Source organism: Streptomyces sp. NPDC019890, from assembly GCF_044903445.1.
GTDB lineage: Bacteria > Actinomycetota > Actinomycetes > Streptomycetales > Streptomycetaceae > Streptomyces.
The window spans coordinates 18,690-31,575 of sequence record NZ_JBJDQK010000006.1; the positions used below are offsets into that span (position 1 = coordinate 18,690).

Annotated in this window: 10 protein-coding genes and 1 pseudogene; 4 read left to right on the forward strand and 7 right to left on the reverse strand. The window is 69.4% G+C overall.

Annotation, left to right across the window (positions count from 1 at the left end):
• Nucleotides 1-53: 53 nt before the first annotated feature.
• The 5 genes and pseudogenes from ACI2LP_RS17625 to ACI2LP_RS17645 form a co-directional block, all read right to left on the reverse strand.
• Nucleotides 54-2,819 carry an alpha/beta hydrolase family protein gene (locus ACI2LP_RS17625; RefSeq protein ID WP_404725425.1) on the reverse strand — a complete coding sequence of 922 codons (2,766 nt, stop codon included), beginning with the start codon at nucleotides 2,817-2,819 and terminating at the stop codon, nucleotides 54-56.
• Between the two features lie 206 nt (nucleotides 2,820-3,025).
• On the reverse strand, nucleotides 3,026-3,925 hold the full coding sequence (locus ACI2LP_RS17630) for a chitinase (RefSeq protein ID WP_404725799.1): 900 nt from the start codon (nucleotides 3,923-3,925) through the stop codon (nucleotides 3,026-3,028).
• Nucleotides 3,926-4,059: 134 nt separating this feature from the next.
• The gene (locus ACI2LP_RS17635; protein ID WP_404725426.1) at nucleotides 4,060-4,818 is read right to left on the reverse strand and encodes a DUF4253 domain-containing protein; all 759 of its coding nucleotides are present in this window, start codon (nucleotides 4,816-4,818) and stop codon (nucleotides 4,060-4,062) included.
• Nucleotides 4,819-4,853: 35 nt separating this feature from the next.
• Nucleotides 4,854-5,090 (reverse strand): DUF397 domain-containing protein, encoded by a 237-nt coding sequence (locus ACI2LP_RS17640; RefSeq protein ID WP_404725427.1) that lies wholly within the window; start codon nucleotides 5,088-5,090, stop codon nucleotides 4,854-4,856.
• A pseudogene (locus ACI2LP_RS17645) lies at nucleotides 5,087-5,911 on the reverse strand (Scr1 family TA system antitoxin-like transcriptional regulator). Before ACI2LP_RS17645 ends, ACI2LP_RS17640 begins: the two are co-directional and overlap by 4 nt.
• Nucleotides 5,912-6,024: 113 nt before the next feature.
• Between ACI2LP_RS17645 and ACI2LP_RS17650 the strand changes: the two are divergent.
• Together ACI2LP_RS17650 and ACI2LP_RS17655 are read left to right on the forward strand one after the other, a co-directional pair.
• On the forward strand, nucleotides 6,025-6,423 hold the full coding sequence (locus ACI2LP_RS17650) for an ATP-binding protein (RefSeq protein WP_404725428.1): 399 nt from the start codon (nucleotides 6,025-6,027) through the stop codon (nucleotides 6,421-6,423).
• 51 nt (nucleotides 6,424-6,474) lie between these two features.
• Nucleotides 6,475-6,744, forward strand: a complete 270-nt coding sequence (locus tag ACI2LP_RS17655; protein ID WP_404725429.1) for a DUF1876 domain-containing protein — start codon at nucleotides 6,475-6,477, stop codon at nucleotides 6,742-6,744.
• Between the two features lie 17 nt (nucleotides 6,745-6,761).
• On the opposite strand, the gene ACI2LP_RS17660 is transcribed toward ACI2LP_RS17655, so the two are convergent.
• Nucleotides 6,762-7,448: a DUF4232 domain-containing protein gene (locus ACI2LP_RS17660; protein ID WP_404725430.1), complete on the reverse strand. Its 687-nt coding sequence runs from the start codon at nucleotides 7,446-7,448 to the stop codon at nucleotides 6,762-6,764.
• 290 nt (nucleotides 7,449-7,738) lie between these two features.
• Between ACI2LP_RS17660 and ACI2LP_RS17665 the strand changes: the two genes are divergently transcribed.
• Nucleotides 7,739-8,992: a helix-turn-helix domain-containing protein gene (locus tag ACI2LP_RS17665; RefSeq protein ID WP_404725431.1), complete on the forward strand. Its 1,254-nt coding sequence runs from the start codon at nucleotides 7,739-7,741 to the stop codon at nucleotides 8,990-8,992.
• A 63-nt stretch (nucleotides 8,993-9,055) separates the two neighbouring features.
• Here the strand turns inward: ACI2LP_RS17665 and argS are convergent, their stop codons facing one another.
• Nucleotides 9,056-10,825 carry an arginine--tRNA ligase gene (argS, locus tag ACI2LP_RS17670; protein ID WP_404725432.1) on the reverse strand — a complete coding sequence of 590 codons (1,770 nt, stop codon included), beginning with the start codon at nucleotides 10,823-10,825 and terminating at the stop codon, nucleotides 9,056-9,058.
• Between the two features lie 167 nt (nucleotides 10,826-10,992).
• On the opposite strand from argS, the gene lysS reads away from it, so the two are divergent.
• Nucleotides 10,993-12,750, forward strand: coding sequence for a lysine--tRNA ligase (gene lysS, locus ACI2LP_RS17675; protein WP_404725433.1), 1,758 nt, complete (start codon nucleotides 10,993-10,995; stop codon nucleotides 12,748-12,750).
• The last annotated feature ends 136 nt before the right edge of the window (nucleotides 12,751-12,886 follow it).

The window sequence follows — 12,886 nt, forward strand, 5'->3', positions numbered from 1 at the left end:
CGGGCGTGAACCGAAAGTGTCGGCTCACGCCCGCGTGACCAACGCGTCTGCGCCTACGGCGCGTTGAGCACCGTGCCGGTCAGGACCGGGCCCTGCGGCTTGCCCTCGTCGTCGATGGACTGGAGGCCCACGTACTCCGCCGGCTCGGCCAGCTGGTCGCGGACCGTGGGTACGGTCACCTCGGCGCTGGTCTTCCCGGCCGGTACCGACGCCCACAGGGTGGCGTGTTCCAACCGGGACAGGGGGACTTCACCGTTCGGGACCTGGCCGAGCAGGTCGAGCAGCCACTGCCGGTCGACGTCCGCCGTGGACAACTCGCGGCGGTCCGGGACGGGGACGAACGTCAGCGTGTTCGTGATCTCCACGTCGGCCGGCACGGACAGGGCGACCTGCCACTTCAGGGGCTGCCCCTCGGTCACCTTGTCGGCGGCGGGCTTCACGGTGACCTTGGGCATCGGGTCGTCGTTCTCGGCGATGACCCCTCCGGAGTGCGAGCCGACGACGGCCCCGCGGACCGCCTTCACGAGCACGTCCTGGGACACGTCCCAGGAGAACCGCTTGTTGCCCTTCACCTGCACCGAAACGTCGATGCCCCCGCCGGGCCGCACCGTCACCAGCCGGTCCTTCGCCTTGCCGGTGGGCGGGTCGAGGACGTAGAGCCGCACCGTGCCGCTGCCCTTCCCGGACGCGCGTACGGGGACCTGGTACGTGCGGACGCCCGAGTCGCCCTCCTTGACCTTGATGCGGCCGATGTCGATACGGGTCAGCGGGGCCTTGGACACCGCGGGGGTGCCGGGGCTCCACGCCCAGGCGTCCATCAGCCACGCCTGCCCGGAACGGGTGCGCGGGGTCAGCTCCAAAGAGGCGATGTTGCGCAGGTCGAGGCCGGCTCGGGTGGCGGCGGTGAGCGGTACGCGCACCTCGCGCGCCCAGTAGGAGGAGGTACGGTCGCTGCCCGGCAGGCCGTCCACCCGGACGCGGCCGAGGTTCGCCCGCTTCCGGGAGGCGTCGGTGACGGACACGTCGAGCTGCGTGCCGGTGGAGTTCGGCGGCACGAAGACGCGCAGCGCGAGGCTCTTGGCGTCCTTGACGGAGAGCGGCTTCGCGGTGCGCACTGTCACCGCCGAGCCCGGCGATTTCCAGCGCAGCGCGACCGCCCGGCGGCCGCTCTCGCGCTCCGGCTGCCAGTGCGCGAAGTGCGGCGAGGAGCCGGCCGCCGAGTCCAGGCAGGCGACGCGCGGGTCGGGATCGATCGCGGAGCACAGCCGTCCGCCGGTCACCTTCACGGAGCCGTCGGGCAGGAACCCGGCCCCGCGGCTCGCGCCGACCGCGTGCGTCAGCACCCGCGCGGGGTCGGCGGAGGGGGCCCGGCGGTCCGAGCCGTCGACCAGCTCGCGCACCCGGTCGTCACCGGCGACGAACAGCCGGGCCGCGGCGGCGATATAGGTGGCCCCGGCGCGGTGCTGCTGGTCGGCCGTCAGCCGGGTCGCGGTGCCCACAGAGCACACCGGGTCCGGCCGCTCGGGGTCCTGACCGAAGTCGTCGGAGGAGGGTGCCTGGGCCTGGCCCGGCGTCCACTCGGTGTTGAAGAAGTTGTGGTTGGCGCCGACCATGTAGACGGAGCTGTGCAGGGCCTTGCCCGTGCTGACCCCGCGGGTGCCGTCGGCGTACACCTGGCCCTGCAGGTCGGAGACGTCGCCGTCGCAGCCCGGCAGAATCGTCAGCGACGGCACGTCCGGCACCGGGTTGTGCCCGAAGATCGTCGGCCCGATGAGCACGGTCCCGCGGATGTGCCAGCGCACTGCGCCGCGGTAGCCGTCCTGGGCGGGCGGGGGCGGGTACAGGCTGTCCATGGCGGCACGGTTGACGCCCTCGCCGCCGCGCGAGTGGCCGACGAGCAGGACGCGGGACAGGTCGGCCTTCGGCGCCTTGCGTACGGCCGCGGGCGCGGCGGACGGCTTGGCAGCCCAGTCGGCCCAGCGCGCCAGGTGGGTGCGCACCAGCGAGGAGCGCGCCTGAGCGCCGGCGTCCTCGATGTTCCCGTCCTGGCCGTTGATGCCGTTGGCGGAGATCGACACGGTCACATAGCCCTGGGAGGCCAGCAGTTCCTGGTCGCGCAGGTAGCCCCGGTGGCTCGGGATCGGCTTGGCGCCCTTGGCGCAGGGCCAGTCGATGTTCGGCTCGTCGCTGCCCGGGACGTAGCAGGTGGTATGCCGTCCGTGCAGGAACAGTGCGATCGGACGCTTGCCCTTGGCGTCCTGCGGTGCGACGACGACGCCGCGCATCTCGACGGGCGCGGAGAGGCCGGGCAGGCGGACCGGGTCGAGCGCGTACTCGCCGGTGACCGTGCGGTACGTGCCCGGCTTGCCGGGGTCGACGGAGCCGGCCGGGAGCTTGGCGGGCGGTTTCGCCGCGGACGGCGAGCGCCGGTCACGGGCGCTGTCGGCCTTCTGGTCCAGCCGTCGGCCGGCCGCCAGCACCTGAAGGTCTGCCAGATCTGCTGTGCGTGCGTCGTTTAGGGGCAGCCGGAAGGTCCGGCCGTCTTCGTCCGGCTCGGGCACGCCGACCAGCTTGCCATGGGCGTGGAACTCCACGCGCGCGTCGCCCGTCGGCACCGGGCGCGGGGAATGCCACTCCAGCGCTTGTTCCCCCTCGGTGTTCGTGATCTGCCAGCCGGGCGGCAGGGCGTCGTTGTTGTTCGCCGCCGCGGCGGGCCGGACCTCAGGTGGCTTGGGCTGGGCGTAAGCCACGGCCGGGGACACCCCCGCTACGGTAAGCACCGCTATCGCGGTGGCCCATGTTCTCCGGGCACGTATCAACTTCTCTCTCCTCAACCCCCCGACTGCGGCGCCCGGTTGGGTCCGGGTGCCTCTCGATCCCGGAGGACGGGGAGAAGATCCTGTGGGTTGCCTAGAGGCGCATGAACAGGGAGTGGCGACTGTGACTGTGGCGCGAAATGGGGCTCACATGGCTGACCGCGGGCCGGGGGAATCGCTCCCGGCCCGCGGTCGTGTGGGGGGTGGTGTCAGCAGTACAGGTTGGAGCCTGTCGGTACGCCCAGGATCTGCGTGAACTGCGTGTAGCTGTTCACCCGGCTCTGGACCTGCGCCGGGTTCTTGCCGTCGCACTCCAGCGAGCCGTTGATGGAGCGGATGGTCTGGCCGAAGCCCGCCTGGTTGACCATCGCGTTGTGCGGCGTCATCGTGCCCGGCCCGTTCTGGGTGTTCCAGTACCAGAGGCCGGTCTTCCAGGCCACCGCCGCGTCGTTCTGCACAAGCCAGGGGTTGTTCAGCAGATCGATGCCGAGCGCGTCTCCCGCCGCCTTGTAGTTGAAGTTCCAGCTGAGCTGGATCGGCCCGCGGCCGTAGTACGCCGCCTGGCCCGCCGGGCAGCCGTAGGACTGGCTCCAGTCGCAGTAGTGCGGGTAGTTGGCCTGGTTCTGCTCGACGACGTAGACCAGACCGCCCGTCTCATGGCTGACGTTCGCGAGGAAGGCCGCGGCCTCCTGCTTCTTCACCGTGTCGCTGCCGGTGTTCGCGAAGCCCGGGTACGCGCTCAGCGCGGCCGTCAGCCCGCTGTACGTGTAGAACGAATTCCGGCTCGGGAACATCTGGTTGAACTGCGCCTCGCTCACGACGAAGCCGGAGGGGGACGGGTTCCCGCCGCCACCGCTACAGGTGTACGGGTCCCAGTACCAGGTGCTGATGGTGGGGTCGTAGCCCGGGTTGTCGTGCTCGGCGATGTAGTACTTGCCATCGGTGTACTTGACAACGTTGCCAGTGGCGTACCACGTACCGGCGGACCAGTTCGGCGCGGAGGTGCAGGCGTCCGCGGTGGCGGCGGTGGCGGCGGGCATGAAGACCGCCGCCAGTCCGCTTCCTACGAGGATGGCGATCAGCAACGCCATGATGCGGTGTCGTCTCAGCACGCGATCACTCCTTAGCACGCAACGGCCGTGCCGTGGTGGGGGGTTGTGCGGCTCACTCAAGCGCGTTTGACGTGATCGAGTCAAGGTATAGACCAATGCGAATCAGGGTCAGCCGAAAACTGTTCCTCCGGTCAGTCCCACCAGAAGGTCCAGTGCTGCCTGCTCAGCAGCGCCCGTTCCGCGTACTCGCGGATCGTGTCGTACCCCTGCCAGACGTTGTCCGGGCAGAACGCGTGGTGCTCGGCCGCGACCGCGAGGGCCGCCGGCATCGTGCGCGGCGGGGCCGCGACCGAGACGTCCAGACGGTCGAAGTGGAGAGCCACGACGCGTATGCCGAAGCGGTTCTCCCAGGAGCGCAGGACGGTGGACAGCAGGCCGGTGTCCGCGTGGTTGCACGGGCCGAGCCAGCCCAGCGCGGCGGGGATGTCCGCGCTGCGGCGGACGGGAATCAGCCCCGCCCGGGCGTTCTTCAGCCGCCCGGCGTCCAGCAGTTCGGCGGCGACGCGAGCGGCCGTGGCGTCCGCGTCGGCGAGCGGCTCGCCCGCCGGGGCGAGACCGGGCCACTCAGGCGTGAAGGGGGCAATGGTGTCCGCGTCGTCCTGGTCCGCGTCCTCCGCCTGGACGGAGGACCAGAGCGATATCAGGACCTCTTCGAGGTCGTGGTCGTCGGGGTGTGACACATGCTCGACGTCCAGATCCTCGTCCCAGGTGAGGGAACGGCTCTCGTCGTTCACAAGCAGCACCGGGTGCATGCCGGACGCCTCGCGGGCCGACAGGAGGTTGCCCCAAGTGTTCTGCTGTGCGGGCTCGTTCGCGTACCAGAGGGACGGCTGGACGCGCATGGCACCGGGCGGCAGGTCCAGGCCGAGCGCGTTCGGGTTGATCACCATGCAAGCGACTTTAGGGGTCGCCACTGACAATCGGTTCAGACCAGGGTGGCGGTGAAGGCGGCCCAGGTGGAGGGGGTGAGGGTGAGCATGGAGCCGTCGGGATTCTTGGAGTCCCGGACGTGGATGGCGGCGGGGTGCGCGGCGACCTCCACGCAGGCGCCGCCTTGCTCGCTGCTGTACGTGGACTTGCGCCAGGCGTAGGCGACTTCGAGGCATTCGCCGCCTTCGCTGCCGCTGTAGCTGGACTTGAACCACTTCAGTGCGGTGCTCATCGCTCTCCTAGCCGCCGGTCCAGCAGGTCCTTCGTTTCCTCGGGGTTGAGGGCCTGCGTCCGCAGCATCGCATATTTCTGCGCCAGAATGCTGACCTCGTCAGGGTCGGAGATGAGCTGGCTGCCGCGCTGAGTTTCGGTGTACGCGAGATGCTGATGGTCCGGGGTTTCGAGCAGGATGAAAGGGCCGTCAAGTGCCGCGTGAGTCTGCCTGTTGAGTGGCATGACCTGGAGCGTGAAGCCAGGAAGGTCGGAGCAGGAGCGGAGATGGCGGAGTGTCTCCTGGTAGACCTCGTCACCGCCGAGGCGGGCTAGGAGGATCGCCTCAGAGAGGATGAAGCTGGCCGTCGGGGGGACCTTGCGGTGCAGAATCTCCTGGCGTTCCAATCGGGCGACCACAAAGGCGTTGATTTCCTCCTCGCTGAAGGCGGGGACCCGGTTGCGGAAGACCGCTCCGGCGTAACTCTCCGTCTGGAGCAGACCCGGCAGGACCTGGTTCGCAAAGAACGACAGCGCGATCGCCTCACGCTCGATGTCCATGTACTGCTCCGCTCACGCCGGGATCAGATCAATCTCCGGCATGTTGTCCACCGCCGTCTCCAGCGCCCTCTTCGTATCGAGAACCCGGTCCAGCGCCTTCGCCAGGTCCGGCTTCAGCGGGCGGCGGCCCTGCTCCACAGAAGCAATCGTCTCCTCGTGCACGCAGACCCGCTCCGCCAGTTCGCGCTGCGTAAGCCCCGCGAACTCCCGGAACATGGCCCACTGCGCGCCCACGAGCTTCATCGCCGACGCGTTCTTCCGCTGCCGCTTTCTGGGGTGCATACACGTCCAACTCCCCACCCATGTCCGTACGTCACGCCCTGAGGGCCCGTACGGATTTCTTGTACGGGTTCGCGTACTGCACCACCGTAGTCACGGGGAGTGACGCTCGTCTCATGGACGACGTCATTCAACAACCCTGCCTGCGTGAGCAGTTCTACCGCCGTGAGCGGCGATCCGTCCCCGCTGCCAGGGAGTTCGTACGAACCGCGCTGGCCGACTGGGGTCTCGGCTCACGCATCGACGACGTATCGCTCTGCGTGAGCGAGCTGACCACCAACGCCCTCGTGCACGGCGTCCCGCCGGGGCGCGGCTACCGGCTGCGGCTGTGGCTGTACGGGGACGGCCTGCTGCGCGTCGAGGTGCACGACAGCGGCGGCGGCCGGCCCGGGGTGCGGGAGCCGGACGGGGAGTCGGGACGGGGGCTCCTGCTCGTCGCCGCGCTCGCCGACAAGTGGGGGGTCGGCGAGCGCGACCCCGGAAAGATCGTGTGGTGTGAGTTCGGACAGTGGTGATCTGAGCTCGGACGGCGCACTCTGGAGGGGTACCTCTGGAGGTGACCCGCCATGCAGACACTCGTCGGATGGCATGTGGAGATGGAATTCAGGGAGGACGGCGACCGGACCAGAGCCGCCGCCATGGTGAGGCTCGGCGACGGCACGGAAATCCGTGGTCACGGCAACGCGCAGCGTCATCACTCAGACCCGGAGCAGCTGCGGGTGGGCGAGGAGATCTCGGGCGCACGGGCGCTCATGGACATCGCGTCGCAGCTGCTGCAGAAGGCACACATAGAGATCGACGAGGTCTCGGGCAGGACGTCGCACGCGCTGAAGTGAGCCCCAGAAAGAGCGGCCTAGTAGGTGAGCGCATCGTCCATGGTGCTCTGCCAGTAGCTGACGCTCGCGTTGTCGTCGATGTACGTGCCCGCGGGGAGCTTCAGCTCGTCGGGCGGGGTGTTGGTCGAGCCTGATCCATTGCGCGGGGCGAAGAAGACGCCGAGGTTCTTCGCCGTGCGGCCGTTCCCGCCGCTGCCGTCGCCGCTGGACAGGAGGATGGAGGCGTACGCGGACTCCCCGGGCGAGAGGGTCACGACCGCCTGCGGCTTGGAGTCCATGATCTGGGTGACTGCCTGGGCATCGTCGAAGCGGAGGAGCGGTGCGTGGTAGGCGTTGCACGCCTTCGAGCCCGTGTTGGTCATGGTGAGCAGCAGGTGGTTGATGGGGCGGGACACCTTGGTGACGGTGACCTTGGTGTTCGCGCCGATGCAGGCGGCGGTGACGGGGCCACTGTCCCCTGCCTTGCCCTTCTCGCCTGCCTTGCCGTTGCCGCCCGCGTTGTCGGAACCCTTGGGTGTGGGCTTGGCGCCCGCCGAGGGCTGATCGGTCTTGCCGCTCTTGTCCGCGGCGGGGGTCTTGGGGATGTCCGCGGGGCTGGACGGGGCAGCCGCGTCCGGCTTGCTGGGGCTGTTGTCGGACGACTGGCAGGCGTTCAGCGAGAGGGCGGCCAGCAGGGCGGTGGCGGCGATGACGGTCTTGCGCATGGTGTTCGGTTCTCCCCGTATCGATCTGTGCTGGATCAGTAGTGGCAGATGAGGGCCGTGACGGTCGCGGTGGCCGCGATCAGTACGAGCACGGCCACGGCATCGACGAGGCTGTTGCGGATGCGGTTTCGCATTGATCAAAGACTGGGCGGCGGTGGATTCGAGCCGCAACAGCCCCTGAACCATTGGGGATGCTGGAACGCTTCCGCGTACTGTGACCTGGCAGGACATCGCGTCCCTGGAACGGCGTTCCGGGACAGTCCACGGGGCTCACGAGGGGGAACACCGCAGTGGCGACGCCAGAGGCCGAGGAGTTCGCGGCCCTGCTCAGGGAACTCAAGGACCGCTCGGGACGCAGCTACGGCGTGCTGGCGGGCAAGCTCCATGTCAGTACGTCCACGCTGCACCGGTACTGCAACGGGGACGCCGTCCCTACCGAGTACGCGCCCGTCGAGCGGCTTGCGCGGCTGTGCGCGGCGACGCCGGACGAGCACGTGGAGCTGCACCGGCGCTGGATCGTGGCGGACGGGGCGCGGCGGCGGGCGCGGGCCGAGGGGGCGGTGCCGGAGGCGGCGGTGACAGCCGAACCGGAGATTCCGTCGGAGCCTGTGCCGGATGCCGATGCCGATGCCGATTCCGCGCCGCGCACCCGCGACCCCAAGCGGATGCGGATCACCCTCGCCGCGGGCGCCGTTGTCGCCCTTGCCGTACCGGTCGCGCTCGTCGCGGCCTACACCGGCAGGCCGGACCACGACAGCAAGGGGAAGTCCGGAGCCGTCGTCGGCGCGCCCTCGGTCACGGTGCCGTCCCGCTCGGCGAGCGCCTCGCCGAGCGGCAGCCCTTCCCCGAGCGCATCGCCGAGCGGGAGCCCGTCGGCTTCACCCTCGCCCACTCGCGCGACCACGCCGCCGACGACCGCCGGTGTACCGCTGCGCGTGGGCGTCAGCTCGTACAACTGGGACTCGCCCTGCGGCCAGTACTACCTCCTGGACCAGGCGCCGGAAGCCGTCCCGCCGCCGCCCGCGCCGCAGGACCACCGGAGCTGGGCCCGCGCGCTGGGCGGAGTGGACGGCGGCCACATGCTGCTTCAGCTGACCGCGACCGGCAAGACCGCGGACTCGGTGGTGCTGAATGCCGTGCACCTACGGGTCGTTGAGCGCGGCGCACCCCTCGACTGGAATGCGTACTCGATGGGTGACGGCTGCGGCGGCGGCATCACCCCGCAGACCTTCGACATCGACCTGGACGCCGCGCATCCGCTGGTGAAGCCCGTGGCGGGGCAGGACGGCGACACCGTCGTGCCTGCCAAGGACTTCCCGTACAAGGTCGCGTCCAACGATCCGCAGGTGCTCAACCTCGACCTGCACACCGAGGGACACGACGTCAGCTGGTACCTGGAGCTCGACTGGAGCAGCGGGGACCGGCGCGGGACGGTACGTGTCGACGACGGCGGGAAGCCGTTCCGTACGAGCGCGACCAAGGGACGGACCGAGTACGGGTACTGGCAGGACAAGAGCGCGTGGGTCGAGCAGTCGTCTTCCTGAGCCGCGACTGAAGGGGACCACTGAGCGCGCCTGAAGGGGGCCTCTGAGGGCCCCCTTCAAGCGTCAGAGCCGCTCGGGGGTGCGGATGCCGAGGAGTGCCATGCCCTGGTGGAGCGTGCGCGCGGTCAGGTCGCACAGGAAGAGGCGGTTCTCGGCCACCTCCTGCGCGGGTGCCGGCTTGATGACCGGGCACTGGTCGTAGAACGTCGTGTAGAGCGACGCAAGCTGGTACAGGTACGCGGCCAGCTTGTGCGGCTCGTACGACTCTGCGACCTCCGCCAGCATCTCCCCGAACTGGTCCAGGTGCAGGGCCAGCGCCCGCTCCGCCGGGGCCAGTTCGAGCTCCGGGTGGGCCGCGGGCTTCTGGTCGCCGGCCTTGCCGAAGATCGACCGGATACGGGCGTACGCGTACTGGAGATAGACGGACGTGTCGCCGTTCAGCGAAACCATCTGGTCCAGGTCGAACTTGTAGTCGCGCACGGCGGAGGTGGACAGGTCGGCGTACTTCACCGCGCCGATGCCCACGTACCGCCCGTTCTCGATGATCTCCTGCTCGGCCAGGCCCACCTTCTCGGCCTTCTCGCGCACGACGGCCGTCGCCCGCTCGATCGCCTCGTCCAGCAGGTCCACCAGCCGTACCGTCTCGCCCTCACGGGTCTTGAACGGCTTGCCGTCCTTGCCGAGCACCGTGCCGAACGCCAGCTGCGCGGCGTGCACCTTGTCGTTCAGCCAGCCGGCCCTGCGCGCGGTCTCGAAGACCATCTTGAAGTGCAGGGACTGGCGCGCGTCCACGACGTACAGCAGGGTGTCCGCGCCCAGGTTCTGGACGCGGTCGCGGATCGCGGAGAGGTCGGTCGCCGCGTAGCCGTAACCGCCGTCGGACTTCTTGACGATCAGCGGGGTCGGGTTGCCGTCCGGGCCCTTGACGTCGTCGAAGAAGACGCAGAGCGCGCCGTTGGAGCGGACCGCGACGCCCGACTCCTCAAGCAGGTGGCAGGTCTCGTCCAGCATGTGGTTGTAGCCGGACTCGCCCACGACGTCGGCGTCGTTGATCTCCATGTCGAGCTTCTCGAAGACCGAGTTGAAGTAGATCTTCGACTCGTCGACGAACTTCTGCCACAGGGAGACGGTCTCCGGGTCGCCCGCCTGGAGATCGACCACCCTGCGCCGCGCCCGGGTCTTGAACTCCTCGTCGGAGTCGAAGACGACACGGGCGGCCTTGTAGAGCCGGTTGAGGTTCGACATGGCCTCCTCGCCGGAGACCTCCTCGCCGCTCTTGTGGTCCAGCTCGTGCGGGTGCTCGATCAGATACTGGATGAGCATGCCGAACTGGGTGCCCCAGTCGCCGATGTGGTGCCGCCGGATGACCTGCTCGCCCGTGAACTGAAGGATCTGCACGACCGCGTCACCGATCACAGCGGACCTCAGGTGGCCGACGTGCATCTCCTTGGCGACGTTCGGCTGGGCGTAGTCGATGACCGTCGTGCCGGGGTTCTCGGCGAGCGGAATGCCCAGGCGGTCGTCCGCGGCGCGGGCGGCCAGCGTCTTCACGATCGCCTCGTCGGTGATCGTGATGTTGAGGAAGCCGGGGCCCGAGACCTCGATCTCCTTGATCACGTCATTGGCCGGGAGCGCGTCGGTGACCTTGGCCGCCAGTTCGCGCGGGTTGCCCTTCAGCTTCTTGGCGAGCGCCAGGATGCCGTTGGCCTGGAAGTCGGCCCGGTCGCTACGTCGCAGCAGGGGGTCGACGGAACCGGCCTCCGGCAGGGCTGCCGAGAGGGCGTCCGCGAGGCGCTGCTGCACGGTCGAAGCGAGGGAAGGGACCGAGGCCATGAGCTTCCGTTCCTGTTGGTGAGGGCTATATCGGTTGTCAAGTGTCCCATGGGCGAGCAGCCTCTCTCTCCAGGTTTCCTCCCCGGAAACGGGCAACCTCGGACGGCCTCGTTCCGTCTGGGAGAATGGCTTACGCCAAGCTTCGAGAATTCTCGAGAAAGAAGGACGTGCCGACCGTGGCTCAGAGCAGCACCGAGACCGACTGGGTCTCCCGCTTCGCGGACGATGTCATCGCCGAATCGGAGCGACGTGCGCCTGGGGCGAAACATTCAGTCGCTACCGCTCCGGTGGTGGTCGTCGCGTCCGGACTCTCCCCCTCTGGCCCCATCCACCTGGGCAATCTCCGTGAGGTGATGACCCCGCACCTGGTCGCGGACGAGATCCGGCGGCGTGGGTACGAGGTCCGGCACCTGATCTCCTGGGACGACTACGACCGGTACCGGAAGGTGCCGGCGGGCGTCGTGGGCGTGGACGAGTCGTGGGCCGAGCACATCGGGCGGCCGCTGACCTCGGTGCCCGCGCCCAAGGGGTCCCCGTACCCGAACTGGGCCGAGCACTTCAAGGCCGCGATGATCGAGTCGCTGGCCGAGCTGGGCGTCGAGTACGACGGCATCAGCCAGACCGAGCAGTACACCTCGGGTGTGTACCGCGAGCAGGTGCTGCACGCGATGAAGCACCGCGGTGACATCGACGCGATCCTGGCGCAGTACCGGACGAAGAAGGCCCCGGGCGCCGCGAAGAAGTCGCAGAAGCCGGTCGACGAGGCCGAGCTGGAGGCCGCGGAGGGCTCCGGCGCGGCGGCCGAGGACGACGGCACGAGCTCCGCCGGGTACTTCCCGTACAAGCCCTACTGCGGCAACTGCAACAAGGACCTGACGACGGTCACGGCGTACGAGGACGAGACCACCGAGCTGACGTACAGCTGCACGGCGTGCGGCTTCGCGGAGACGGTCCGGCTGAGCGAGTTCAACCGCGGCAAGCTGGTCTGGAAGGTCGACTGGCCGATGCGCTGGGCGTACGAGGGCGTCATCTTCGAGCCTTCTGGTGTCGACCACTCGTCGCCCGGGTCGTCCTTCCAGGTGGGCGGGCAGATCGTCGGGATCTTCGGCGGCGAGCAGCCGATCGGCCCTATGTACGCGTTCGTCGGGATCTCCGGGATGGCGAAGATGTCGTCGTCGCGCGGTGGCGTGCCGACGCCGGCCGATGCGCTGAAGATCATGGAGGCGCCGCTGCTGCGCTGGCTGTACGCGCGGCGCCGGCCGAACCAGTCCTTCAAGATCGCCTTCGACCAGGAGATCCAGCGGCTGTACGACGAGTGGGACAAGCTCGAGTCCAAGGTCGCGGAAGGGAGCGCGCTGCCGGCGGACGCGGCGGCGTACTCGCGGGCCGTGCGGACCGCGGCGGGTGAGCTGCCGCGTACGCCGCGGCCGCTGCCGTACCGGACGCTCGCGTCGGTCGTCGACATCACGGCCGGGCACGACGAGCAGACGATCCGGATCCTGAGCGACCTGGACCCGGCGAACCCGCTGTCCTCGCTGGACGAGGTGCGGCCGAGGCTGGACCGCGCGGAGAACTGGATCACCACGCAGGTCCCGGCGGAGGCGCGGACGGTCGTGCGCTCGGAGCCCGACGCGGAGCTGCTGGGCTCGCTCGACGACGCGGGCCGGGAGTCGCTGCGGCTGCTCCTCGAGGGGCTGGACACGCACTGGTCCCTGGACGGTCTGACGACGCTGGTCTACGGCGTGCCGAAGGTGATGGCAGGCCTGGAGCCGGACGCCAAGCCGACGGCGGAGCTGAAGGCGGCGCAGCGGTCGTTCTTCGCGCTGCTGTACCACCTGCTGGTGGGCAAGGACACGGGGCCGCGGCTGCCGACGCTGCTGCTGGCGGTGGGGGCGGACCGGGTCCGGAAGCTGCTGGGCGCGTAGGCCTCGCGCCTGTTCCGGGGCTCCGCCCCGGAACAGGCGCCTCAGTCGCCGCGGGGCTGATTTCCGGGGCTCCGCCCCGGGCCCGCTGCGGTTCGCCTGCGAAATCACCCACCGGACAGCAACCACCAACGCCCCC

What these genes read in the sequence shown, in the direction of transcription:
- argS (WP_404725432.1), bottom strand. Translation starts at nt 10,825, where the DNA reads ATGGCCTCGGTCCCTTCCCTCGCTTCGACCGTGCAGCAGCGCCTCGCG.
- ACI2LP_RS17640 (WP_404725427.1), bottom strand. Translation starts at nt 5,090, where the DNA reads ATGAGCACCGCACTGAAGTGGTTCAAGTCCAGCTACAGCGGCAGCGAA.
- ACI2LP_RS17650 (WP_404725428.1), top strand. Translation starts at nt 6,025, where the DNA reads ATGGACGACGTCATTCAACAACCCTGCCTGCGTGAGCAGTTCTACCGC.
- ACI2LP_RS17635 (WP_404725426.1), bottom strand. Translation starts at nt 4,818, where the DNA reads ATGGTGATCAACCCGAACGCGCTCGGCCTGGACCTGCCGCCCGGTGCC.
- ACI2LP_RS17655 (WP_404725429.1), top strand. Translation starts at nt 6,475, where the DNA reads ATGCAGACACTCGTCGGATGGCATGTGGAGATGGAATTCAGGGAGGAC.
- ACI2LP_RS17660 (WP_404725430.1), bottom strand. Translation starts at nt 7,448, where the DNA reads ATGCGCAAGACCGTCATCGCCGCCACCGCCCTGCTGGCCGCCCTCTCG.